At 65.6% G+C, this 23,250-nt stretch carries 21 protein-coding genes; 8 read left to right on the top strand and 13 right to left on the bottom strand.

What is annotated here, in order from left to right:
* Window positions 1-250: 250 nt before the first annotated feature.
* On the bottom strand, window positions 251-3,280 hold the full coding sequence (locus LZC95_18375; GenBank protein ID WXA98784.1) for a TonB-dependent receptor: 3,030 nt from the start codon (window positions 3,278-3,280) through the stop codon (window positions 251-253).
* Window positions 3,281-3,435: 155 nt separating this feature from the next.
* Between LZC95_18375 and LZC95_18370 the strand changes: the two genes are divergently transcribed.
* Window positions 3,436-4,107, top strand: a complete 672-nt coding sequence (locus tag LZC95_18370; GenBank protein WXA98783.1) for a tetratricopeptide repeat protein — start codon at window positions 3,436-3,438, stop codon at window positions 4,105-4,107.
* 3 nt (window positions 4,108-4,110) lie between these two features.
* On the opposite strand, the gene LZC95_18365 is transcribed toward LZC95_18370, so the two are convergent.
* Genes LZC95_18365 through LZC95_18355 form a run of 3 tightly spaced genes read right to left on the bottom strand, consistent with a single transcriptional unit; the run spans window position 4,111 to window position 6,974 of the window.
* Window positions 4,111-4,812 (bottom strand): glutathione S-transferase N-terminal domain-containing protein, encoded by a 702-nt coding sequence (locus LZC95_18365; protein WXA98782.1) that lies wholly within the window; start codon window positions 4,810-4,812, stop codon window positions 4,111-4,113.
* A 6-nt stretch (window positions 4,813-4,818) separates the two neighbouring features.
* The gene (locus tag LZC95_18360; protein WXA98781.1) at window positions 4,819-6,024 is read right to left on the bottom strand and encodes an aspartate kinase; all 1,206 of its coding nucleotides are present in this window, start codon (window positions 6,022-6,024) and stop codon (window positions 4,819-4,821) included.
* A gap of 23 nt (window positions 6,025-6,047) precedes the next feature.
* A complete protein-coding gene (locus LZC95_18355; GenBank protein ID WXA98780.1) occupies window positions 6,048-6,974 on the bottom strand; it encodes a hypothetical protein in 927 nt (308 codons plus the stop codon).
* Between the two features lie 629 nt (window positions 6,975-7,603).
* Here LZC95_18355 and LZC95_18350 point away from each other — a divergent pair.
* A complete protein-coding gene (locus LZC95_18350) occupies window positions 7,604-8,575 on the top strand; it encodes a RimK family alpha-L-glutamate ligase (protein WXA98779.1) in 972 nt (323 codons plus the stop codon).
* A 13-nt stretch (window positions 8,576-8,588) separates the two neighbouring features.
* Complete coding sequence (locus LZC95_18345) at window positions 8,589-9,356, top strand: enoyl-CoA hydratase/isomerase family protein (protein ID WXA98778.1); 768 nt, start codon at window positions 8,589-8,591, stop codon at window positions 9,354-9,356.
* On the opposite strand, the gene LZC95_18340 is transcribed toward LZC95_18345, so the two are convergent.
* Genes LZC95_18340 through LZC95_18325 form a run of 4 tightly spaced genes read right to left on the bottom strand, consistent with a single transcriptional unit; the run spans window position 9,353 to window position 15,704 of the window.
* A complete protein-coding gene (locus tag LZC95_18340) occupies window positions 9,353-10,030 on the bottom strand; it encodes a 4'-phosphopantetheinyl transferase superfamily protein (protein ID WXA98777.1) in 678 nt (225 codons plus the stop codon). The two genes, LZC95_18345 and LZC95_18340, sit on opposite strands and share 4 nt — an antisense overlap.
* 6 nt (window positions 10,031-10,036) lie before the next feature.
* A complete protein-coding gene (locus LZC95_18335; GenBank protein ID WXA98776.1) occupies window positions 10,037-11,308 on the bottom strand; it encodes a PEGA domain-containing protein in 1,272 nt (423 codons plus the stop codon).
* On the bottom strand, window positions 11,305-14,061 hold the full coding sequence (locus tag LZC95_18330; protein ID WXA98775.1) for a VCBS repeat-containing protein: 2,757 nt from the start codon (window positions 14,059-14,061) through the stop codon (window positions 11,305-11,307). The genes LZC95_18335 and LZC95_18330 overlap by 4 nt, the downstream gene beginning before the upstream one ends.
* A 2-nt stretch (window positions 14,062-14,063) precedes the next feature.
* Entirely contained in the window at window positions 14,064-15,704 is a 1,641-nt protein-coding gene (locus LZC95_18325) for a protein kinase (protein WXA98774.1), read from the bottom strand.
* 274 nt (window positions 15,705-15,978) lie between these two features.
* Between LZC95_18325 and LZC95_18320 the strand changes: the two genes are divergently transcribed.
* The 4 genes from LZC95_18320 (at window position 15,979) to LZC95_18305 (ending at window position 18,692) form a co-directional block, all read left to right on the top strand.
* Window positions 15,979-16,218 carry a hypothetical protein gene (locus LZC95_18320; GenBank protein WXA98773.1) on the top strand — a complete coding sequence of 80 codons (240 nt, stop codon included), beginning with the start codon at window positions 15,979-15,981 and terminating at the stop codon, window positions 16,216-16,218.
* A 225-nt stretch (window positions 16,219-16,443) separates the two neighbouring features.
* Window positions 16,444-17,124 (top strand): metallophosphatase family protein, encoded by a 681-nt coding sequence (locus LZC95_18315; protein ID WXA98772.1) that lies wholly within the window; start codon window positions 16,444-16,446, stop codon window positions 17,122-17,124.
* Between the two features lie 123 nt (window positions 17,125-17,247).
* Window positions 17,248-17,592: a hypothetical protein gene (locus LZC95_18310; protein WXA98771.1), complete on the top strand. Its 345-nt coding sequence runs from the start codon at window positions 17,248-17,250 to the stop codon at window positions 17,590-17,592.
* On the top strand, window positions 17,589-18,692 hold the full coding sequence (locus LZC95_18305) for a tetratricopeptide repeat protein (protein ID WXA98770.1): 1,104 nt from the start codon (window positions 17,589-17,591) through the stop codon (window positions 18,690-18,692). Before LZC95_18310 ends, LZC95_18305 begins: the two co-directional genes overlap by 4 nt.
* A gap of 1 nt (window position 18,693) precedes the next feature.
* Here the strand turns inward: LZC95_18305 and LZC95_18300 are convergent, their stop codons facing one another.
* From LZC95_18300 to LZC95_18290, 3 genes are read right to left on the bottom strand one after another with little or no spacing between them, the layout of a single operon-like run.
* Window positions 18,694-19,218 carry a hypothetical protein gene (locus LZC95_18300; protein WXA98769.1) on the bottom strand — a complete coding sequence of 175 codons (525 nt, stop codon included), beginning with the start codon at window positions 19,216-19,218 and terminating at the stop codon, window positions 18,694-18,696.
* Between the two features lie 28 nt (window positions 19,219-19,246).
* Window positions 19,247-20,368, bottom strand: a complete 1,122-nt coding sequence (locus tag LZC95_18295; protein WXA98768.1) for a DegT/DnrJ/EryC1/StrS family aminotransferase — start codon at window positions 20,366-20,368, stop codon at window positions 19,247-19,249.
* Complete coding sequence (locus LZC95_18290; protein ID WXA98767.1) at window positions 20,368-21,186, bottom strand: carbon-nitrogen hydrolase family protein; 819 nt, start codon at window positions 21,184-21,186, stop codon at window positions 20,368-20,370. Before LZC95_18290 ends, LZC95_18295 begins: the two co-directional genes overlap by 1 nt.
* 182 nt (window positions 21,187-21,368) lie before the next feature.
* Here LZC95_18290 and LZC95_18285 point away from each other — a divergent pair, with 182 nt between their 5' ends.
* The gene (locus LZC95_18285) at window positions 21,369-21,974 is read left to right on the top strand and encodes a hypothetical protein (GenBank protein WXA98766.1); all 606 of its coding nucleotides are present in this window, start codon (window positions 21,369-21,371) and stop codon (window positions 21,972-21,974) included.
* A gap of 4 nt (window positions 21,975-21,978) precedes the next feature.
* Here LZC95_18285 and LZC95_18280 read toward each other — a convergent pair whose 3' ends face one another.
* Window positions 21,979-22,317: a hypothetical protein gene (locus tag LZC95_18280; protein WXA98765.1), complete on the bottom strand. Its 339-nt coding sequence runs from the start codon at window positions 22,315-22,317 to the stop codon at window positions 21,979-21,981.
* 97 nt (window positions 22,318-22,414) lie between these two features.
* Window positions 22,415-23,245 (bottom strand): response regulator, encoded by an 831-nt coding sequence (locus LZC95_18275; protein ID WXA98764.1) that lies wholly within the window; start codon window positions 23,243-23,245, stop codon window positions 22,415-22,417.
* Between the last annotated feature and the right edge of the window lie 5 nt (window positions 23,246-23,250).

Raw genomic sequence — 23,250 nt, 5'->3', positions numbered from 1 at the left:
CCTACGAAAATCGCTCGATGATGTAATTTTGCATCAGTAAGCGCTAGGCTTCTGACGCACTCGCGGAGCCAAGGTAGTCTTGTGCCCTACTCGACTCTCGCGACACGTCCGTGACCGAAGGTCACGGAAACACGACGAAAGAAATGAAAAAGTCCGGTGCGGACTTACGCACCGGACTTTTGTGGCCGCTTGGTCGACGTGTCGTCCTACACCAGCGAGCAAAACGCGCCAGTGTAAGACGTATATCGAACTAGAAGCTCCCTCGAATGCCAAAGCGGAATTGGCGGGGCTCCTGATACAGATTCGCATTACCGAAGTTGGGATTCTTCTGCGCGTCGGTATAGGCGGGGAATCCAGGCGCAGCCTGCAGTTTGCCCAGATCCGCCGTGCTGCCGCCTTCGATCGGCGAAACGCGGCTGCGCGTGTAGCGCTGATCGGTGCTCAGCGCGCCCTGGAAGTTGAGCAGGTTGAAAATGTCCATGGTCACGCCGAGCGACATGCCATTTTCGAACTTCCAGCCGTAGCCGACATGGGTACCCACGTTGGCGTTCCACGGCAGTCGCTCACCGCTCCCTCGCGGCAGGATGTAAACCTCGTCCGGGCCGTAGAGGTTGTGGGCGCCGAGGTAATTCGTGGGGCCACCCGACTGCGCGTTGAACGATGCACCGAGTTGCGCCGTCGACTGCTTGGTGACGGTGACGTCCTTGGCCAAGTAGACCTTGATCGCGTGTCGGTGGTCACCCGGCAAGTCGCCATTCTGGTTGATGAGCAGCGACTTGAGGTCGAACGTCGAGTTCGAGTTCGGATCGAGCTGCCCCGTCTCCGCTTTGTACAGACCGGCAATGTTTCCGCGCAGCCAGGAGAGCGTGTAGCTCACTTGCGCGAGCCACTGATCGGCGAAGTTCTTCATGAAGTAGAACGTACCGGCGTCGTAGTTGCGCTTGGCCTCGGGGAAGCCGCTGGCGATGCCCTTGCCGGGGTTGCCGATGAAGAAGGTCGCCCCCTCGTCGTTGCTCATGTCCTCGACGATGTTGTTCATCCACCGCCGCGTGTAGCCGACGCCGAAGCGCCCATTCTTGATGACCTCGTACTCGGCGCCGCCCGAGAATTCGCTCATCGATTGCGGGCTGAGATCCGGATCGATGACCGTCTTTCCGCCGGCGTACGGCGAATACTTGCGATCGGGGATGCCCTGCCCCGTAGCCCCATTGTCGACCGGCGTGCGGCATACGCCGCTCGCCTGCGACGGATCGCGCGGATTGCACGAACTCGAGCTGATGCCCGCCAGAACCGACGACTCGCCCGTTCCGCGGTCGAGGATGTTCAGCGGCATGCTCTCGTAGAACTTCGCGTAGCTCGCGTAGATTTTCGAGCGGCCGGTCTGGGTCGGGTCGAAGATCAAACCGATACGCGGCGAAAGCTGGTTCGGGAAGTTCATGAACAACTTCCCGTCGGTGCCGTACATGAACTGGTTGTCGTAGCGGAGACCCACGTTGAGTGTGATCTTGTCCATGATCGACCAGCTGTCCTGAACGAAGCCGCCGATGTTGAACGAGTTCGACCGGGTGACGAGCCGATCGAGGGGCACCGGGGTGTCCGGCGCCTGCAGGTACCCGTATCCCGCCGTAACGCTGTACACGCCACCGCCCGACGACTCCTGCAGGAAGCGACCGCCCGAATAGCCGCGGCTATGCCACGACGAGGATAACTCGAACTCCGCGCCAGCCTTGATGACGTGGTGACCCGCCGCCTGCGCGAGGATGGTGAGTACGCTCTTGGCCGAATAGGTGTCGAGCACCTGGTCGTCCTGGAAACCGGGGCCACCGGCGCGGTACGTCTGCAACGGGCACGTGGGACGCGTGGACGTGCCAAACGGCAACCGCGTGCACCCGGCCGGTGCATTCTCGAAGTCTTCCAGGCCGTGCAGGGCGGGGTTCCTCGTGTACGAGACCCCCGGAAGCGAGCCGTACCCGAAGCCGCTGCCGATCGGGAATCCGTCCGCGGCGAGCGAGCCACCGTTCTCGTGGTGCCATCCCACGGTGGTCTCGACCGTCTTCGACTTGTTGTCGAACTGCGATGTCCATTTCAAAATGGTGTCATACGCTCCGGAATTGCGGGTATGCGCCAGAGCACCGTATTCACCCGCAAGGTTCAATTCGGTGACCGCGCCCTCGACGTGCCCCGTCTGCGGGTCGACCGAGTAGTCCCCTCCCCCGCCGGAGAACGTCGGCGTGGCCGCGAAGCTGAGTGCCAATTTGTTGTTCTGATTGATGGCATAATCGAGCTTGGCAAAGAGCTGATACGAGGTCGACGTCGCCTTGAACTGCTGCGTCGTACCCGGGATTTCCATCGGATTGGTCGGCGAGCCCGTCGTCGCGTCCGGGGTGTACTGGTAAATGCTGCGATCCAAGTTGTAAATCGCGCGGGAGACACCGAATCCCACGTAGTACCAAAGCTTGTCTTTGAGGATCGGGCCGCTCTGATCGAAACCCACGTCGTAGACATTGCCCAGCGAACGGCGCGTCTGAATGGAGGTACCCGCAAAGAAGGGATACTTGCGCGCGCCCTCGAGCGCGCCAGGCGTCCAGTTCGCCCACACCGAGCCGTGGTACTCGTTGGAGCCCGACTTGGTGACGACGTTGAGGATACCGCCGGTGGAGCGACCGTACTCGGGCATGTACCCGCTGGAGAGGACGTTCACCTCTTTGACGAACTCGATGGACAATGGAGAACCATTGACGCCGTACTTCGAGCTGTTCGTGCGCAAGCCGTCGATGACGTACGAGTTCTCCGGCGACGTCGTTCCATTGATCGACGTACCGTAAAGGTCGGCGCTCGCGCCCGGCGTGGCCTCGGCCACGGACTCGAAGCTGCGCTGCGCACCACCGCGTGCGCCCGGATTGGTCACCGGAATGCGGGAGGTGAAGTCGCTGTTGATGTTGGCGCCGCTGGTCGTCGAGCCGATGTCGACGGTGGGCGAGTGCGCAACGATGACCACCTCTTCGGCCTTCAAGCCTTCGGGGAGCAGATCGGCGTCGAGACGGATCGTTGCATCCGCGCGAAGCTGAATGTCCGCCCGCTGGTACGCTCGGAATCCCTCTTTGTCGAGGTTCAGCGTGTAGACGCCAGGCGGGAGCGACGGAATGCGGTACGTGCCGGTGTTGTCCGTCGTGACGATCTGCTCGCCCTGCAGCGCCGGGGACGTGACGGTGACGACCGCGTCCTTGACCCCCTTCTTCGTGGAAGCGTCGACGACCTTGCTCCGACGGAAAGAACCCAACGCGGGATCCGCGTACGGGCGTGAATGGCTCCGAGTATCCTTTTGGCTGATCGCGATCTCATGTGTCCAGTTCGCACTAGCCACGCGGCTGGATACCGAGACAACATAACTTGGTGAAAGATTGGGAATGCGGAGAGAGGCGCTACACTGATCGCGTGACCCACGTGAGACAGGTGCACCGCGTTACTCGATTGACGATGGCCCTGTGCATCGCGTTGGCGTGTTCGATCTTCGCTTCGCAAGCGCACGCGGATCACGGAACGTCGATCACGTCCGCGGCCGAAGAATTGGTGCGCGAAGCACAGGCCCAGGAGGCGGCGGCCGAAGAGCAAAAAGCGCTGCGGCTCTACACGGAAGCGCTGGGCATCGATCCGACGTGTCGCGATGCGTACCTCGGCCTCGCCGCACTGCGTTTACGTCTCGGTGATGCGCGCGAAGCCGAACGCGTCTACTCGATGAGTCTGGAACACGTGCCGGACTTGCACGCGGCCCTGCTCGGGCGCGCGCGGGCACGCCGCACCATTGGCAAGAGCCCGGAGGCCGCGGTGGATCTGGAGGCTTACGCCAGCAAAGAGGACAATCCGCGCGCCCTCCGCGAGCTCGCACGTTGGTATGGCGAAGATGGACGGTTGCTGGCGCAACTGGCCGTGTGGCGGCGCCTTTACATTCTCGCCTCCACCCGCGAGGACAACGCGCTCGCCACCGAGGCAAAGACCATGATCCGCGCGCTTCAGATCATGGTCCACCCGATGGATCCGGTGACCGCGCCGCCGGCACCGGCGCAAATGCGCACGACGATCGCGCGCATTGCGCGACGCGGCGGCTGAGAGCTACTTCACGTTGGCGGCGGTCTGGCCGAAGAGCACTTTTCGCTCGGCCTCGGTCATCGCCGGCGGAACTTCGGGGCGCACGGTCTTGCCCTTTTCATACGCGCGCGCGGTGGCGGGACGCTGCTTGATGGCATGGAACCAACGCTTCAAGTGCGGGAAGTCGTCGAGGTTCTGCTGCTGCTTCTCGTGAGGCACGATCCACGGGTAGCTCGCCATGTCGGCGATGGAGTATTCGCCCGCGATGAACTCGTGATCGGCGAGGCGCTTGTTCAACACACCATAAAGTCGATTCGTCTCATTGACGTAGCGATCCATGGCGTACTGCAGTTTCTCGGGCGCATATTGCACGAAGTGATGGTTCTGCCCCGCCATGGGACCGAGACCGCCCACCTGCCAAAAGAGCCACTGCAGCACGTCGACGCGCCCGCGGATGTCCTTGGGTAGGAAGCGGCCGGTCTTCTCCGCCAAATACAGGAGGATGGCGCCCGATTCGAAGATGCTGATCGGCGCACCGCCTTGCAGCGGTTCGTGATCGACGATGGCCGGCATGCGGTTGTTCGGCGCGATCTTCAGAAACTCGGGCTTGAACTGATCCCCCGTGCCGATGTTCACCGCCACGAGGCGGTAAGGAACACCGGTTTCCTCGAGAAACATCGTGATCTTGTGGCCATTGGGCGTTGGCCAATAGTGGAGGTCGATCATGGTGCCCTATGCCGTAGGGTCGACGAACGCCGCGTGCAATGCGCGTTGTGCTGGGCCGAGCGCCCCTCCGGGAATGGTCGCACTGATGCGCAGCGGCGCGGCAACGAGCGTGTGTGGTGTCGTCTTCACCGACTCCAAGGCATCCATGAACCGAGGCAGCGCGGCCGTACCGAGATCGGCGCCCACGATGCTGACCAATGCGTGGCCCGAATCGATTTCGACCCCCGACGCGACCAGCTTTTTCCGCGCGCGATCCCAATCGGGCACGTTGAGCAGCGGAATCACCGCGGTCGCGCCCTTCTTGGTCCATGCCAAATCGACCGCCGGCAGAAGCATTTTGCCCACCAGGTCGGCGAAGTTCCGCAGGGTGTCATCGGAGCGCGCCGTCACCACGCGATCGAGCCCCACCACGGCGCGCACGCGCGTCGTGCCCTCCTCGTGCGCCACCGTCTCGCGCACGCCCTGCGCGAGCGCGCGCATCGTCCAAAAGTGCGGATCGGTCGTCTTTCGCGCGTAAATAGCAATCTTCGCGCGGCGGGCCCATTCGACGGCTTGGGCATTGAGCACCTTGGCGCCGCTCTCGGCCATCTGCTGCAACGTGGCCAGATCGATCTCGGGCAGGTGCTTCGGCTCCGTCACCACCCGCGGATCGGCCGAGTAGACGCCATCCACGTCGCTGTAGATCTCGCAGCGCTCCGCCCCGAGCGCAGCCGCCAGCGCAACCGCGGTGGTGTCCGAACCTCCGCGGCCCAAGGTGGTGATCTCGCGCTTGTAGCTCATGCCCTGGTAGCCGGCCACGATGACGATGCGGCCGCGCGCCAACTCGTCCTCGATGCGGTGCGGGCGCACTTCGATGATGCGCGCATCGAAGTGCCGGTCGTTCGTCATGATGCCGCATTGGCTTCCGGTGAAGCTCACCGCATCCATGCCGCGGGCGTGGATCGCAATCGAGAGCAGCGCCATGGAGACGCGTTCGCCCGTGGAGACCAGCATGTCGAGCTCACGCCGCGGAGGATCGAACACCGAGTCATCCGGCGGGCGCACGGTTCGAGCCAATGCCAGAAGCTCGTCCGTCGTCTTGCCCATGGCGCTGACGACGACGACCACATCGTGCCCTGCCGATTTTGCGGCGACGACCTTGTCCGCCACCTGCCCGATTTTCGCGACGTCCGCGACGGAAGACCCGCCGTACTTCTGAACGATGATCGACATGTGTCCGGCTTACTCTACAGGTTTTAAGTCAGGTGACGCGCGGCGGGTTGAAACGCCAGCAGGCCAAAAAGACCGCTCACCCAGGCCACACCCCGGGCGTCGTCCCAGGAGATGGCGAGGATCTCGGGGTCGTCCCCGAACGCCGCACCTCCGACCTCGGCCACGATGCGGGCCTCCGCCTCTCCCGTTTTGCCGGGCACGCGCACGAGCCACGCACGGCCCGCAATGCGGGAGACCAGCGCCACCAACCGATCCCCGTTCGCAACCGCATCCGCGGTCACCCGCAAATCCCGCGCTTTCTTGGTGAGGCCCAAGGTCGCGAGCGTCTTTTCTTGCACATCCGGGTCTTGCTCCGCGGCCACGAACGACGGCTGCTCATGATCGACGGGAACGCGCTCCCACGGACTGGGATCCCAGGGAAGCGGCGCATCGTCCTCCAGCGCCACCTCGTCGAGCAGCGCATCGTCGAGATCGCCTTCTTCGTCGGCGTCGAGGGCGGGCAGATCGGCCTCGCGAAGCTCTTCATCCGGCCCGCTGGGGCCCTCTTCGCCGCCATCGAGCAGCACCGGCCCGCCGCCATCCTCGATGCCGAAATCTTCGCCGTCCACGCCCGGTTCTTCGTCGTCGCCGATGGCGCTGCCGTTCTGCGGGGGCAACTCGTTCAGCTCCGAGTCGAAGTCGTAGGCCCCGAGCTCGATGCCCTCGGCCGGTTCCGCATCGGCGAGCCACGATCGCTCTTCCTCCACCAGCTCCTCGACCGGCTCCCCTTCCCCCGTCGAGTCGTCGAACGGATCCACGGCGTCCTGCGCTTCCGATGCGAGCTCGTCGTCATCGTCCAGGCTCTCGACCTCCGGTTCGGAAGGCTCGTCGGCATCGCCGTCCATCGGCGGCAGCTCGTCCAGATCTTCGTCCGTCGTCGTCCGTTCCATCTGCGGCTGCACCTGACGCATGTCACGAATGTCCTACGGCCTTGCGCGAAGGCCAGCAAGGCGAAGGTGACGGAACGAAGGCTTGACGGCCCCAGCGGGCCCGAAAAAAGGGACGATCCCGACCGCGGAAGATCACGCCACCGGTCGCCCTCGTCCCAAGGTCCCCCCACACAAATGTGTCCCGCCGTCACAGGGGACTGTGTGGCACGAGCCGCACGGCGGCCGTGTCGTCCCTGACCCGGCTGTCGCGACGGGTTGGGGGCTGCCTACACGACGACCGGGAAAACGACAGCCCGCGACCTTGCATGGGAAGAATTTCACCGGTCGCGAGGGTGAATCTGACGGCGGCATGCGTAGTGCATTGCACTTGGACATGAGCCACCGACAACACGTTGTCATTCGAGTGGTGGCGCTCGCAGTGATCGCCTTCCTCCAGTTTTACTCTCAACCTCGAGACCGGAGCGGCGACCGCGCCGCGTCCGCCCCTCATCAAGCCGAGACCGTTGCGATCAGCCGCTGAAGGCTGCCCGAATTAGCGGGGATTTCTCCTAGTTTTCCCGCTAGTTTTTTACGGGGAGGTCGCAACCGTCTCCAAGTTTGAGCATCGGCATTGCGCGACCCGCGCGACCTACGTACCTTCCCGGTCGCCGATGCGCTTTCTCGTGCTCTCTCGCAACGCCACGCTGTACTCGACGAGCCGGCTGGTTCTCGCAGCCCGCTCCCGCGGGCACGAAGTGACGGTCGCCGATCCACTGGATTTTCACATCGTGGTATCGCGCCGCCGGCCGTCGATGTTTCTCGGGGATCGCCCCGTTCCCCGCGCCGATCTGGTGATTCCGCGCATTGGCGCGTCGATCACCAACTACGGGCTCGCCGTGGTTCGGCAGTTCGACATGATGGGTGTGCCCGTGCTCAACACGGCCGTGGCCATCGCACGCTCGCGCGACAAGCTCCGCGCGATGCAGCTCCTCACGCGCAAGGATATCGACGTGCCCCGCACCGTTTGCGCGAAAACGCCGGACTCGGTCGACCTCGCGTTGAAGTTCATCGGCGGCGCTCCAGCCATCGTGAAACTGCAGCAGGGCGCCCAAGGCATCGGCACCATGATCGCGGAGACGCCCCAGGCGGTCACGTCGCTGCTGGAAACGCTCTGGGCGATGGGCCAAGACATCATTTTGCAGGAGTACATCGCCGAGTCGAAAGGGCGTGATTACCGCGCCATCGTCGTCGGCCAGCGGGTCGTCGCCGCCATGCGCCGGCAGGCCAAGCAAGGCGAATTTCGCTCGAATCTGCACCGTGGCGGGCTCGGCGTGCGCGTGAACCTGGACCGGCGCTACTGCCAGGCGGCCATTTCCGCGGTTCGCGTGATGGGGCTCGAGGTCGCGGGCGTCGACATGCTCGAGGGGCGCGACGGGCCGAAAATCCTGGAGATCAACAGCTCCCCCGGCCTCGAGGGCATCGAGCGTACGAGCGGTGTCGACGTCGCCGGCGCCATTATTTTGCACGCCGAGCGGTTCGTGATGCGGAAAAGCAAGCGCAACGCGAAGAAGGATCTGGTGCTCGAGCAAGAACGGCGCAACCGCCGCATCCGGCAGCCCGTTCACTTTGCGAACGGCGGGTGACGGAATCGCGACCATGCTGAAAATCGAGCGTCACGGTAGCACCGTCCTCTGGACCATCGCCCGACCCGAATCGCGCAATTCCGTCAACCGAGCCACCTTGCGGCTGCTTTCGGACGCCATCGATGAGGCGGGTCGCGACGAGACGCTCCGCGCGGCCATCCTCACGGGCGAGGGCGACGCATTTTGCTCGGGTGGCGATCTGCGCGAGCTACGCGGCGTCACCACCCGCGAGGGCGCCGACCAGCTCGGGCAGCTCGGCGAAGATTTGTGCGCCCGCATGGCGGGCTTGCCCATCCCCGTGATCGCGGCGATCCCAGGTGTCGCATTCGGCGGGGGCGCGGAGCTCGCGCTGGGGTGCGACCTTCGCATCGCCGAGCAACGCGCGCTCTTCTCGTTCAGGCAGGTGCGCATGGCCGTGACGACCGCATGGGGTGGCGCCGCGCGCCTGCAGGCCGCCGTGGGCTCCAGCGGTGCGGCGCGCCTGCTTTTCACGGGGCAGGAAATCGGCGCGGAGGAAGCGGGTCGCATCGGGCTGGTCGACGCCGTTTGCGACAACGGCACCTCGGTGGCGATGGCCTTCGCCTGGGCGCGCGACATCGCCCAGGGCGCGCGCCCTGCCGTGGCCGGCATGAAAGCGCTGCTCCACACCGCGCGCATGAATCCCGCGGCGTTCCGCGACGAAGAGCGCAGCCGCTTGGTCGCCACGTGGACCTCGCCGGAACACACCGACGCGGTGGAAGCTTATTTCGAACGCCGCCCGCCGAAGTTCAGCGTCCCCTAGTCCGTCACCACCATGCCGGTGCACACCGAGACGTCGTTGTGCTCGAAGCGGCCCTCGAAGGTGCGGCCCGCGGTCAGCGTCGGCGTGAGCGTGGAGAGAAGACGCGCCGAGAAGCGCTCGCCGTCGAGGATCTCGATCCACGCATCGGAAAAATCGAAATAGCGCTGCACCTGCGGGTACAGGCACTTGAAGACCGACTCCTTGGCCGAAAAGGTCACCGTGAGGGCGACGCCGGTGCCCCAGCCCGTCTTTCGCTTCATCTCCGCGATTTCCTGGGGGCTGGCAATCTTGTCGAGCAGCTTCTCGGCGTTCTCGTCGGTCATCGGGCGCTCGGCGTCGAGGCCGATGCCACGGGCATCGCGGGCGTGGGCGATGGCCACCGACGCGAAGTCCAGGGTGTGCGTGATGGCGCCCACGATGCCCTCGGGCCAAAGCGGCTCGCGGTTTTTACCCGTGCCGACAGGCACTTCCGCGTGCTGCGGAGCAATGCGGCGCAGGACCTCGCGCACGCAGAAGCGACCGGCGAGAAACTCCGCCTTTCGCTTGGGCACGGCGCGCGAAAGCGAATCCGGGAGCACGATGCCGGGAAACTGCGCCCCGAGATCCGAGGCATCTTTGTCGAAGGTGACGCTGTGCTGCGAGACGAAGGCGGGAAAGAGCGGTGGGTTGCGCACGATTGACTAGAACTTACCGGAAATGGTCGCGCCGCCGAAGCTCGGACCCACGAACGGTGCGAGGGACATCTCCACCGGCTCCAGGGGGTTCGCGGGCCGGGGCCTGCGCTCTTGCTCCGGACGGCCGCGGGGTGCGATCACCGTCGGCCGATCGAAAGCGTAAAACACGAGCCCGGTAGCGAGCGCGGCACCACCGACGGAGAACGCCAGAATGGCGCCCGTCCGCCAGCGATCGCGCGCGTCGCGGGCATCTTGGTAGTCGGTCTGGTCGCTCGGCGTCGCGGGGCGCCGGGTCTGCGCCTCCGACACGTCCTGCGCCGCCTGCTCGCGGTTCAAAGCGAGGAACGAGAAGACACCGCCCGCCACCACCAGCGCCCCACCGCTGATGAGGAGCGAACGTGCCACGATGCGCTGCCCCGTGGCCTCGAGGTGCACGTCGAGGGTGCGGCGTTCGTCGTGGCGAAAGTCGATCTCCTGCGAATACGCCTTGTAGCCGTTCTTCGTGACGGAGATGAGGTGCTCGCCCGAGGACAGCTCGATCGCGCCGAGCAAGGGCGCCGTGCCGACGACCCGCCCATCGAGCCAGACGTCGCAACCCGAGGGCGCATGGATGACCAAGTGCGCCGGCCGCGGCCGCAACTCGACGGGAACGGGCACCAAGGTGCGATCGACCGCGAGCACCTCGCGCTCTTCGTCGAAGTACCCGTCCAGGGTGACGCGCACGCGGTGCTTGCCCGGCGTGACCTCCGCCGCATACGGGGCCTGCCGCCGGTCGCGACCGTCGATGGTGAACGAGGCGCCGCTCGGCTGCGTGGTGATCATGAGCCGGGGCGGCTCCTTGGGCGGCTCCTGCGCCTCCTTTGGTCCGGCCGGCAGCGGCTCGGGCGCGAGGTGCACCAGCATCGGTTCCAGCTCCGAAAGCGCCTGCGCCGCATCGGCGCGCCGCCCACCATCGGGGACCTGCTCGATGTACGCGCGGAAGTTCGCCACGGCCGCGCGCAGGCTCTCCGGCTTTCGCGCGATGAAGTATTGCCGTCGATGCGCTTGCGCCAGTGAATAGACGATCGCCGGCCGCGGCAAGATGCGATTCGCCTCGGTGAAGGCCTGAATCGCCGCCGAGAATTGCCCCGCCGCATAGGCCTGCGCGCCCGAGGAAAAGAGCATCTTCGCGCGCTCCTGCTCCTCTGCGCTGGCTTCGGCTGCCCGCGCTTCATGGGCAACGAGGCTGCCCGCTCCGAGGGCAAGGGATAGACAGACGACGAGAAACCGGGGCTTCATCGCTGCCTCCCGCGGAAAAGGGTCACGGTATTGCCGGCGGAAACCACGATGTCGTCCACGCCGTCGGCGGTCACGTCTCCGGCGGCGACGCTCGCGCGGAATTCGCGGTTCGTCTCCGCGCGCATGTCCAACCCGGGCACGGGTTGCGCGGGCAGGAACCCTCGCTTCGTCTTGTCGCTCTTGATGAGGAACAGCCCATAGCGAAGCTGGTCGTCGATGGTCAGCACCACCAGGTCCTTCTTGTTCTCGTCGGTGGAGAGCTCGTCGGCGCGCAGCCACGCGCAGTCGACGATGCGTTGCCCTGGCACGTCCACGGTGAGAGGCTCGCCCAGGTTGCCGGTGCGGTCGTTGAAGAACACCCGCAGGCGTGGGGCCCCGTCCTGGAAATACAGAGCGACCAGGTCCTTCACCTTGTCGTCGTCCACGTCGGTCACGCGCAGCTTCCATTTGAAGCGCGCCTTGGCCGTCCCCGTGCCTCCGCCGAGCACGGCCAGCGATTGCGTGGTCCACGTGCCATTCCCGAGCCGGCCCACGATCAGTGCACCGCCCCGAGTGATGTCTTCTTGCTCGCTCCCGAATTCGGCTTTGGGAGGCACGGCCACGATCAGCTCGTCCAGCGCATCGGCCCCCGCGGGCGCGTCGAGATCCATGGCCGCGGTGGCGGCGAAATTCCAATCGAGCGTGTCCGCGATGGTGTTCCCCAGCGCGTTCAAATTGAACCCTCGCTGCGAGATGCTGTTCGTGATCACGCGGGCATCGCCCGTGAGAGGAATGTTCCAGAGCGTGAATACATCACCCGGCACGAGCGGCGCTCCAATCGCGGCAATGTCCAGTCCCGGGCTCGTCCGGTCGAAAAGCCCCGCAGCGGCCATGAAGGATTCGGCGACGGCATCGCGGTTCCCTTCCATGTGAAGGAGCAAGGGCGCCACCAGCTTTCGCGAGATCGACCCGGAGAGGAGCGCGAGGAAGGGCGCGTTCGACTCGCCCGTATCCCTTCCGATGACCGCGAGATCGTCCAGACCATTGCGGATCTCACCCGGCACGTCCAACGAGCCGGCCACGACTTGCTCGATGGAGGGAAACCGCCCCATGCTCGTGGGTGCCGTCGGCCCGCTTTGGGTGCCGAAGGCGATGAACAGCTGGTTCAAACTGGAGAACGCGATGTCCTTCGCCCGGTCGCCGTCGAAATCTCCGACGGCGAAGTTCCTGGCGCCGTTCGGCACCGAAAAGGGGAACGGCGTCATCACGATGGGATCCTCGGTCGCCGAGTAGAAGTCGAACCCGCTGTCGGAGCCGGCGAGGATGTCGGGGAACGAATCCGCGTTGAAATTTCCGACTTCAGCCTGCTGCCAGATGATGCCTTCGGGCGCCGGGATCACGATGGGCTTGGCGGTACCAGCATCTTGGAAACCCTTCGTGCGCAACAGAATCTGCTCGGGAAAGACGAAGTCCGCGAGCTTGTCCGGGTTCGCTCCTCGATCGGTAAGCTGCTCCGCGGCCAGAGGAAAGACGATGGCACCACGCACCTTTGGAAAACCCAGGGCCGCAACGTCCAGGATGGTCGCGAAACCGTCTCCAGTGACGTTGTCGTGGGCGGGCGTCGATTGAAAGCGACCATCCCCGACGCCGTAGGCCAAGAGAATGGCCGCGGACGAAACCCGATCGGAGGCGTTGTCCGTGTCCACTTCGGCGTGAACCAGAACGTCGAGTTTCCCGTCTCCGTCGAAGTCGAGCAGCAGCACCCCTTTGTCGCCGACGACGTAACGAGCCGACGGTCGAGAGGGCACGCCCGGAAAGCGGATGGCCGGCTCGGTGGCAGGAAGAGGCTCGGGGGGCAGAACGCCTCCCGGGATGGCCTTGCATGGGAAAAACAGGTCGATCCCGGGCGTGCCGCTACCAATGGCCTTTCGCAAGAAGCCGAAAACCATGTCGGGGCATTTGTCCCCGTCGACGTCCCCGACGCCTACGGTACCGGCGATTTGATCGGCGGGGCCACGCAGCTTCTGCACGGAGGTCCTCGCGAGGCCGCGCTGAAGGTCGATCTCGGAGCCTCCGTTGGGGCTCGGACGGAAGACGTACGTCTCGTCCCCCGGCGACGGATCGCCCGCGATGACGGCGTGGGTGTCCGCCGCTGCGACTTTCGCACCGTCTTGGCGATCGAGCCCTTCCGCGAGGACGAGGCTCGGATACTGAATCGGCTCCAGGGTGCGCTCGGAGAGGCCTTGCCAGACGGAGATTTGGCTCGAAGGAAAGAGCAAATCCGTGCGGGCGTCGCTCGTGAGGGATGCGACGATGGGCGCGCTCGAACCGCCATTGGGGATGAGCGTGACCTCGTTGAACTTGGCGCCATTGTAAAAGTGGACGCGCGTAAACCCGGTGGAGGAGGCAATGAGATCGAGCCAGCCATCGTCGTCGACGTCGGCGACGTCGATCCGGTCCGCGTCGGAGGAGAAGGATGCGCTGTCATCGCGCGCGAATTGGCCGGAGGGCGCGCGGCAAACGGAATCCTCGCCGCAGTAATATCCACCGGGGCACTTCCCTACCCCGTCCGCAGCATCGGTATCGCGCGAGCACGAGTATTTGCACTGCGCGTTGCACACCGTTCCGGCCAAGGTCGATGTACCGTCGCAGACCTCCCCGAGTTGCACCTCGACGACGCCGTTGCCGCACGTGCCCGTATCGGGCAGCGTTTGGCAGGACGCGAGGCACACCGCCCCGAGGACGAACACCGTACCGAGTCGAAGCATCTTCATTTCTATTTCTCGTTGATGTCGGTCGGAATCTCGCTGCGTGTACCGCTGGCGGTCGTCTTGGGGGCCACGTGCGTCGAGCGGACGATCTTCGGGAGTGCGACCACGAAGGTCGCATCCTTCGTCGTATCGACCGAGATTTCCGAGGGTTTGTGCCCCTCGGCTTTGATCGTCAGTTTGATCGTTCCCTGCGCGCGCGGCAGCGAAATGGGACCGGGCGCATCGCCGATCTTCGTGCCGTCCTTCCAAATGGTCGCATTGGCGGGCGTGGACTCCACGGTGATGGCCACGTCCTTCGCCCAGTCGGGCAGCGCCGCATCCGAGGCACGCGCGACCTCCTGCGTTGGCTCCGGCACTGTCGCGGGAGCGGCCGACGCAGCGACCGGGACCTGCGCGATTTCTGCCAGCGGCGTTTTGGTGCGGCCGACCACACCCGAGGCCACCAAGCCAATACCGATCAACGCCACGGCAGCGACGCCGGCCAATCCCATCAGCGCACGTCGATTGGGGCGATGCGGGAGGCTCGAGCGCACATCGGCCGCGGCCGCACCGAACGTGTGCGGCCCCGGGCTCGGCCTCGCCAGCGTCGGCGTTCGCCCGTCGTCCAATGTCTCCGCCGATTCCAGCGTATCGGTGCGCGGCGTCAGCCTCGGTCCGCTCAGGACCGAGACCCCCGACACGACCGGCGGCAGCAACGGCCCGCTCGCCAGCGGGGTCACACGGAAGCCCGCGTCCTTGGCGGCCACCGCCAACGCTTCGACCGCCGCGCCGGCGGAGGGCGGCCTCGCCGCGGGGTCTTTGGCCAGCATCTTCAACACGGGCGCATCGAGGATGCGAGGAACGGCCGCGCATACCGAGGACATCGGCGGCGGTTCCACCGTGGTTTGCTTCATCAAGAGCTCGACCACGTCCTCGCCGCGAAAGGGAATGTCGCCCGTGAGCAGTTCATGCGCCAGCACGCCGAAGGAATAGATATCGGTGCGATGATCGACATCCTTTCCGCGGCATTGCTCCGGCGACATGTAATAGGGAGTCCCCATGGGCGTGCCCGTGCGCGTTCTTGCTGCATGTGCACTGCCAGGGGAGGAAGGATCGGAGCCTTTGCCCCCTCCCACCAATTTCGCTATTCCGAAATCGAGCAATTTCGGAAAAGGCTCTCCGTCTTCGTCGAACGATAGGAAAATATTTTCCGGCTTCAAGTCGCGATGCAAAATGCCCGAGGCGTGCGCGGCATCGAGCGCGCGCGCAATCCCACGCAAAATGGGAATGGCTTCTTCGGGTGTGAGCCGGCCTTTGTCTTCCTGCAGATAGCGATCCAGGGGCTTCCCCTCCAAGAGCTCCATGACGAGGTACTGCCGCCCATCGTCGAGGGCGCCGAAGGAGAAGATGTCGATGATGTTCCGATGCCGAATTTGATTTACCGCGCGAGCCTCGGCAATGAAGCGGGCCACGACCACGGGGTTGGACGAATATTGACGACTGAGAATTTTGATCGCCGCCGCTTTGCCAATGAGTGGGTGCACGGCACGATAAACCGAGCCGAACCCTCCCTCGCCGATCTTTCCTTCGATGCGGTATTCGCCGACCAAAAAGCCGGGAGGGAGCTCGCGATCGAGCCCTGCAAATGCAGCGTCTGGCAGAAGCATCTCACCGTCTTTTGCGCAGGTGATCGACCCCTCCGGATACTGCGTACGACAAGTAGGACATGTCGCCATGCAATACTTATGGGCAATACTACGCCCGAAATGCCGTTTGGGTTCACGACAAAACGAGGAATCGTCCGCGCACTTGCGCGCGCACCTGCGCGTTCCGTCAACCGCGTGCCCCGCGCGTTCGCGATGCAGCGCGTGCGATGCGCTCTCGATGAGACCGTGCGGCGTGAATCCTTTCAGGAGGAAAGGCGGAGCCTGCTCAAATCGCATGTCGATTTTTTTTCGAAACGGAACCAAGGCAACCGCGTATCGCGGAGGCGGCGAGCCACGCCCGCACGGACGTGCCGCGCCGCGGGTGCTCTTCGGCTATTGCAATCCGCTCTGCGTGGCATCGGTGAAGGCTGCGCCGCTGCGCGCACCGACCAGCTCCGACGAGCGCGTGCTTCACGTGCGTGAAGCGAACGGGCCGCTCGATCGAGCGAGTCGCCGCAGCGGCATCGCTTCGTGAACGGATCGGCCTTCCCGCTGCTCGTCGGTTTTGCTATCGGTGCAGCGGAAAAAGCCAGGGCAGCAGCGGCACATGCCGAGGCATCGTGGGGGCACGGCACTGGTGCGTCGCGTCGTTCGTGCGCCCACGGCGCTGAAGCTCGACGCTCCTCTCCCAGCTGATAGTGTGTGACCTAGGATCACCTCGCGAAATGGCATCCTGCCGACTAAGCTTCTTGAGAGCACGATGATTCTCCTCTGCATCTCGGACATCCAGGGTCACGTCGACGCCCTCGCCGCCGTATTGGCGACCGCGGAGCGCCGTTCCTTTCACAAGTTGCTCGTCGCGGGCGACGTCGTTTTTCCAGGGCCGGCACCGCTCGAAACGTGGCGCCGTCTCACCAGCGCAGGCGCCGTGCTGGTGCAAGGCGTAACCGACCGCGCGATCGCCACACTGGATCCGAAAGATCTCCGCCCCAGCAACGATCACGAGCGGCGCATGATCGAGCGCATGCGCTCGTCGCGTGCGGAGCTGGGTGATCTCATTTTGGAACGCATCAAGCGCCTGCCCACCCACGTGCGCCTTCCCCTGGAGGACGGCGGCGAGCTCCTTCTCGTCCACGGGTCCCCGGTCGACGCGTCGGAAGCGCTCTCGCACGACATGAGCGACGAGGAAATCGACGCCCTGCTCGGCGACGACCCGGCCGACGTCGTGGTCTGCGGCATGAGCCACGTCCCGTTCGACCGAACCATCTCCGGTGTCCGCGTCATCAACGTTGGAAGCGTGGGGGAGGCTCCCCGGAGCGCGGGAGGCGCGTTTGCGAATGCCACCTGGATCGAATCGACCCCGTCCGGAATCACGGTGGAATCCATCGTCGTCCCCCTCGACCGGGAGCCCGTGGAAGAAAAGTTGTCGGCGATGCCGTAACCCGGCACGATCCGCATCGTGACAGCCAGACCGGGGCCTTCGTTGGCCAAAACGCGCGGAGAACGGCTTCTCCGGACGCGGCAGACTTCCTTTGTTCGTGCTTCCGATGGACGATTTCGCGATTTGCTGACCTCGGCCGATGTCATCAGTGAGGGGGCGGCGCGTGTGGAGAACGACGGGGCCGTTTGGTACGGCTCCACCAGCTTGATCGTGACGGTTCCCTTCGAAAAATCCGAAGAACGCGCGCTTTTTGCCGAGGTGGCGGCGCGCGATCCCCATGTTCGCGTGCGGGCGCTGCGCATTGCCAAGCGGGAAGCGGCCATTCGCGCCGCTGCACCGCTCGGTCGTGCTTCGTGCGAGCTGCGGATCGAGCCGGATGAGCGAGGCCTTCGAATCGACATCGACATTCAGGCACCGTTGATCGAAGAGCGCCGTCGAGGCAGGATGCGCGGCGACGCTCCGTCATGAGCGTCGATAGCGGTCCCATGACGGATTCGACGAACGAAAGCACCAGCCAAGGAAAGGCCGAACGGCGAAAGAAGCGAAAGCGCGATGCTTTCGCCAACGTCATTCGCGTGAACTTTGGCGCCGGTGGCGGTCGGGTCGATCCCGACAAGCTCGAGGCGTCCCGAACGGGCGTGGGAGCCCCCGCCCGCAGCGCGGGCGCTCCGTCCAGGAGGGAGACGGACGCCTCCCCGGTCGAGCCGGTGACGGATCTTTTTTCGGCCAAGGAGGTGGCGCGCCTGCTCAATCTGAGCGAGGGCCGGCTGCGCACCCTCGACAAAGCGCAGATCGTCTCGCCGTCCGGCACGCGCAACGGTCGCCGGGCGTACACGTTCCAGGACTTGATTGCCCTGCGGGCGACTCTGCTGCTTTCGAAAGAGGTGAAGCCGCGGGAGATGGCCCGCGCCATCGATGCGCTGAAGCAGACGCTCCCCAAGGTTACGCGCCCGCTTCAAGAGCTGCGCATCGTGAGCGACGGTCGCAAAGTCGTCGTGCGCGCGCAGGATGGCGCCTTCGAGCCGGTCACGGGCCAGATGGTGCTGGATTTCCAGGTTGGCGGACTCCGCGACGACGTCGTGCGCGTGCTTCGCCCCGAGTCGGCCGCAACCCGGGCGCGGACGGCGTACGATCTTTACGTCAAGGCGAGCACGCTCGACGAAGATCCCGCGACGTACGACGAGGCCGAGGCTTTGTACAGCCGGGCCATCGAGCTCGATCCGGAGCTATCCATCGCCTACACGAACCTGGGGAACATCCGATTTCGCCGCGGGGACGACCAAGGCGCGGAGGAGCTGTACCAGCACGCGCTCTCCATCGATCCGTCGCAGCCGGAGGCGCACTACAACTTGGGCTACGTGATGCTCGAGCGGGGTCATGCCGAAAATGCGGTGGCCTCGTTCGAGAAGGCGTTGCTACGCGACACGCGCTTCAGCGATGCACATTTCAACCTGGCCATGGCGCTCGAGCAACTCGGCGAGCGCGCCCGCGCCCGGGTCCATTGGAAGCGCTACCTGGAGCTCGAGCCGCAGGGCACCTGGGCCGACATCGCACGGCAGCATCTGTAGACTAGAGATCGCCGGTGCAGATCAGGGCCATGCCCCGGTGGACGCGCTCGGTGCGCTGAGAGAGCACGTCTCGACCGCCTTCCACCGAGGCGACTTTTGCGTCCAGGTCTGCCAGAGCAACGGCGGCCGCTCCGCAATCGTGGCGCTCGAGCGCGCGGACCAGGGCATACGCGGCCACCGCGACGGGCGTGCTCTTCCGCGAAGTCGCCTCGTGCGCAAGGGTTTCCAGGGCCGCACGCGTTTCCACCGGCGCCCGGCGGGCAGCCTCGTACGCCGTGTTCTCCGCCAGGCGCTCACGAACCTCGTCGGCGGTCATGCCTTCCTCTTGCGCGATCCGTTCGATCGCCATCTGGCCCGCCTGCCGGACTTGCGCGGCACGCTCCTCCTGAGGGAGCCCTCCGAAATCGTACTGGTCGAGCAGGAACGAAAGGCCTTCGTAGTGGCGGACCGCGAACGAAAATCCCGCAAAGAGGATGAACGGCACCGCCAAGAGCGAAGCACGGAGAGTCCGACGGAAACGCCGCATGCGACTCCAATCTACGCCAGCGGGCGACTTATCTCCCCGCCATCGCGCTTCGCAAGGCGTCGACCACCTCTTGCTGCGCCGTCGTGCTCAAGTTGGCGCATAGGGGCAAGGCCAAAGCGTCCCGCGAGCGCTTTTCCGCCTCCGGAATGGCCGCACGGTGGTGCCGCACCGAGGCGAACGCCGGTTCGTCGGGGATGGGCCGGTCGTAATAGGCCCGCGCGTCGATGCCTTGCGCGCGCAGCGACATGAGAACGCGATCGCGCCCCTCGGCGATGCGCACCACGTACGGATTGTGCGTGCCACCCTCGTCGAGCGCGTCGAAAAAAGAGACGCCCGGAACGCCGTCCAAAAGCTCGCGGTAGCGACGGGCCCCCTGCCTTCGCGCGGCAATCCACGCCTCCAGGTGGCGAAGCTTCACCTCGAGCACGGCCGCGTGGAGCGCATCGAGGCGGCTATTTTCGCCGATTTCCATCACGCGCCCGCCCTCGACGCCGTGCTGGCGCAGCCGCCGAACGCGCGCGGCGATGGCATCGTCGGCGGTGACGAGGGCGCCGCCGTCGCCCCACGCTCCCAGTGTCTTCGCCGGAAAAAAGCTGAACGCCGAGGCATGCCCCACCGCCCCCGCGGCGGCGCCATCGCGCACCGCACCGAGGGCCTGCGCGGCGTCCTCCACGAGAAAAAGGCCGTGCGTGCGCGCAAGCTCGAGCAGCCCTTTCGAGTCGGCGCACGCGCCGAAAAGGTGCACGACCAAGATGGCGCGCAGCCGCTCGGGGCCGCGCCATTCGCGGATGCACTCGGCCACGCGCTCGGGCGACAGATGCACCGAATCGGCATCGACGTCGACGAACACCGGCGTCGCGCCCGCGCGCACGATGGCCTCGGCGCTCGCGACGAAGGTGAACGGCGTGGTGATGACCGCATCGCCCGGACCGATCCCCAATGCGACCAACGCCAGCCGCAGGGCATCGGTGCACGAAGCCACCCCCACCGCGTGCCGCACGCCCACGTATTCCGCGAGCCGTTGCTCGAATGCGGCCACCCGTGCCCCCAAGATGAACGACTGCTCCGCAACGACCTTTGCCACGGCGGCCATCAGCTCGTCGGCGATGGCCGCGTGCTGGGCGCGCAAATCGATGAGCGGTATCCGCATCACAGAAGACGCACGTGATCGAGGCACGGGAGCGACGAGCGCACGCGATCTTGGTACGCGAAGTCCAGTCGCGCGAGGGCGATGCCCTCCCCCTCCCCGGCTTGCGCGAGCACGTCGCCCCACGGATCGACGATGAGGCTCTTGCCGTAGCTCTGACGGCCGAGCGGATGCTTTCCCGTCTGCGCCGGCGCCAGCACGAAGACCTGGTCTTCGATGGCGCGGGCGCGAAGCAGCACGTGCCAATGGTCTTTGCCTGTGGGAACGGTGAAGGCGGCCGGCACGGTGACGATGCGCGCGCCGCGGCGCGTGAGGGCGCGGAATAGCTCGGGAAAGCGCAGATCGTAGCAAACCGTCATGCCGAGCATGGCCGGCCCGACGGAGGCGACCACGCGCTCCTCCCCCGCCGACGTGGCGGCGCTTTCTTGCAGGCGCGTGCCGTCGGGGAGATCGACGTCGAACAAATGGATCTTGCGGTACACCGCGAGGATGTCTCCCTCGGGACCGGCCAGCAGCGACGTGTTGAACGGGCGCCTCGCATCCTCGCTGCGCTCCGGAAAGCCGCCTGCCACGAGGTGAATGCCGAGGCGCTTCGCCGTGTCGCGCACGAAGGTCAGGATCGGGCCCGTCCCTTCCACCGGTTCGGCGATGGCGCGTTTCTGATCTTGATCGCCCATGAACGCGAAATTCTCGGGCAAGGCGACGAGCTTGGCACCCGCAGCACTCGCCTCCTCGATGAGCTTTTCGGCCCGTTGGAGGTTTTGACTCACGTCGGCCTGGCTGGAGAGCTGTACGACTGCTGCAACGAGGGATTGGCTCATGGGCGTGGGAGAAACGTAAGCGTACCGCGTGACGAGTCAAACGCGTACCGCGATGATCGATGTACCCTCAACGGGTGGCTCTCGGGTGGTTCATGTTTGGATGCGCGCTTTTCCTGGTCGGCCTCTTCGGCGCCGTCACGGGATGCGTGGAAAATGTCGGCGGCGGGCGGAAATCCGTTGCTATGGCAACAAGTGGACGCGCGCGCGGTCCAACGCAGTGCCGCGATGCGGTGGGCAGGCTCGATTCGGTGGGCATCCGCGGCGAGGGCCGGCCTCGGGCGGTGTACGGCTTCGACATGCGCGTGACGAACCCGGCGGGCGGCCCGCGCTGGCTCGTCTTCCCGGAGACCTTTCCGCGGGAGGGGCGGCAGCTCCCGGCGCCCGGACGTGGAACCGTCGAGCGGCTCGAGGCCGTTCGCCTGGCGGGCCGCGGGCGGGTGATCGCGGTGCATGCTGCGGGCGCGGGGGGCTTCCGCGCGATTTACCTTCCGCCGGGCGCCAAGGCCGTGCTGAACGAGCTGCCCATTTTGGCCGATTGGACAATGCCGTACGCCACGGCGAAGATCGAGGTCATCGTCGCGCACGAGATCCTCATCGACGACGTGCCCCTCTCGTCGTGGATCCAGGGCTCACTCGTTGCCGGGCCCGACAGCGACGTCAGCCTGGCCAGCGATCCCAGCGCGCAGCTCGAGCTGGCGAAGCCGCTGGCTGCCGGGGGCCACACGGTCACAATCCAGGACGACTGCCGCACGACCGCGCAAGCGATCCTGAAGCACGAGGATTTCTAGCGACTCAGGAGCACGCGTCGTCGAGGGAGCCGACGAGGCTTTCGTGCTGCGGCATGTCCGTGGACCAGCTGGACCAGCGGTGCGTCTTGCCGGGCGTGGCCGCGCGAACGGCCCAGCGCACGCCGCTGGCGGCGCCCACCCGCATCGAGCCGGCGAACTTCGCGTACGCATGATCGGTGCCCCAAGGCTGGAATTGCACCTTCATGTAGACGGCGGCGCGCGCCTCGTCGGTCTTTTGTCCGAGCGAGTGGAACGTTGCCACCTTGACTTGCGTGGCCGAGACGAGGCCGAAGCCGGTCACCACGCCGATCCCCAGGAGTAAAACAATGATCCATCTGGCCATGGCACCGTTGAAGCTAGCCGGCCATGCCGCGCTGCGCCTTCGAACTGCAGCCAGCGGTCTCCAGCGTGCAGGGACTGGCGTCCGAGCGACCGTCAGCCTACCGCGGACGGCCAATGCGCCGCTCGAGCTCCGCGCGCTTGCGGCGGCTCACGGGGATCTGGATCCCCGTGTGAAGCACCACCACGGCCTCGCCACCGGCCGTGCCGTGCACCTCGCGGATGCGCCGCACGTTCACGATGGCCGAGCGATGGATCCGCACGAATTCCAGGGGGTTGAGGCGTCCTTCCAACGCGCGCAAGCTCTCGCGCATGACGTGCGTCTCGGCGCCGACGTGGATGCTGCAGCAGTAGTCGTCGGCCTCGATCCAATCGATGTCGCGCACCTCCACGATGGAGGAGCGGTTGCCCAGCCGAATCGCGAAGCGCTCGGCGAACGGAGTCTCGGGCGGCACGGCGCTGGGGCGCACCGGCTCGGTTGCCCCGGGCTTCGCTTCCAAATCTTGCAGCAGATGCGCGAGGCGCTGGCCGATGGCCGCGAGCTCGCTCTGGCGAATGCGCTGGCGTGCGCGCGCCAACGCCTCGTCGAAGCGCTCCTGGCTGCACGGCTTGAGCACGTAATCGACCGCGTGGATCTCGAAGGCCTTCAGCGCGAATTGGTCGAAGGCGGTGAGGAACAGGACCGGGGGCATGAGCGACGGGCCCACCTGGCGCACCACATCGAAGCCATCGTACTCGGGCATCTGCACGTCGAGCACGACCAACCCGGGCGGATCGCGGCGAATGGCCTCGATGGCCTCGGCGCCGTTGCGGCATTCGCCGCAGATCTCCACGTCGGGATGCCGCGCCAAGAGGTGCCGAAGGCCCGCGCGCGCGGGCGGTTCGTCGTCGACGATCAGCACGCGGAGCTGCTGGGGCGCTGGATTCGTCATGGATG

This window comes from Sorangiineae bacterium MSr12523, assembly GCA_037157775.1.
In the GTDB taxonomy this organism is placed as follows: domain Bacteria; phylum Myxococcota_A; class Polyangia; order Polyangiales; family Polyangiaceae; genus Pendulispora; species Pendulispora brunnea.
Note: the sequence above shows the minus strand (reverse complement) of the source record. Positions and strands in the feature narration are given on the sequence as shown.

Excerpts from the sequence above, each read along its gene's own strand:
- LZC95_18365 (WXA98782.1), bottom strand. The coding sequence starts at position 4,812 with ATGATCGACCTCCACTATTGGCCAACGCCCAATGGCCACAAGATCACG.
- LZC95_18360 (WXA98781.1), bottom strand. The coding sequence starts at position 6,024 with ATGTCGATCATCGTTCAGAAGTACGGCGGGTCTTCCGTCGCGGACGTC.
- LZC95_18355 (WXA98780.1), bottom strand. The coding sequence starts at position 6,974 with ATGCGTCAGGTGCAGCCGCAGATGGAACGGACGACGACGGACGAAGAT.
- LZC95_18350 (WXA98779.1), top strand. The coding sequence starts at position 7,604 with ATGCGCTTTCTCGTGCTCTCTCGCAACGCCACGCTGTACTCGACGAGC.
- LZC95_18345 (WXA98778.1), top strand. The coding sequence starts at position 8,589 with ATGCTGAAAATCGAGCGTCACGGTAGCACCGTCCTCTGGACCATCGCC.
- LZC95_18335 (WXA98776.1), bottom strand. The coding sequence starts at position 11,308 with ATGAAGCCCCGGTTTCTCGTCGTCTGTCTATCCCTTGCCCTCGGAGCG.
- LZC95_18330 (WXA98775.1), bottom strand. The coding sequence starts at position 14,061 with ATGAAGATGCTTCGACTCGGTACGGTGTTCGTCCTCGGGGCGGTGTGC.
- LZC95_18325 (WXA98774.1), bottom strand. The coding sequence starts at position 15,704 with ATGCTTCTGCCAGACGCTGCATTTGCAGGGCTCGATCGCGAGCTCCCT.
- LZC95_18320 (WXA98773.1), top strand. The coding sequence starts at position 15,979 with ATGTCGATTTTTTTTCGAAACGGAACCAAGGCAACCGCGTATCGCGGA.
- LZC95_18315 (WXA98772.1), top strand. The coding sequence starts at position 16,444 with ATGATTCTCCTCTGCATCTCGGACATCCAGGGTCACGTCGACGCCCTC.
- LZC95_18305 (WXA98770.1), top strand. The coding sequence starts at position 17,589 with ATGAGCGTCGATAGCGGTCCCATGACGGATTCGACGAACGAAAGCACC.
- LZC95_18300 (WXA98769.1), bottom strand. The coding sequence starts at position 19,218 with ATGCGGCGTTTCCGTCGGACTCTCCGTGCTTCGCTCTTGGCGGTGCCG.
- LZC95_18295 (WXA98768.1), bottom strand. The coding sequence starts at position 20,368 with ATGCGGATACCGCTCATCGATTTGCGCGCCCAGCACGCGGCCATCGCC.
- LZC95_18290 (WXA98767.1), bottom strand. The coding sequence starts at position 21,186 with ATGAGCCAATCCCTCGTTGCAGCAGTCGTACAGCTCTCCAGCCAGGCC.
- LZC95_18285 (WXA98766.1), top strand. The coding sequence starts at position 21,369 with ATGGCAACAAGTGGACGCGCGCGCGGTCCAACGCAGTGCCGCGATGCG.
- LZC95_18280 (WXA98765.1), bottom strand. The coding sequence starts at position 22,317 with ATGGCCAGATGGATCATTGTTTTACTCCTGGGGATCGGCGTGGTGACC.
- LZC95_18275 (WXA98764.1), bottom strand. The coding sequence starts at position 23,245 with ATGACGAATCCAGCGCCCCAGCAGCTCCGCGTGCTGATCGTCGACGAC.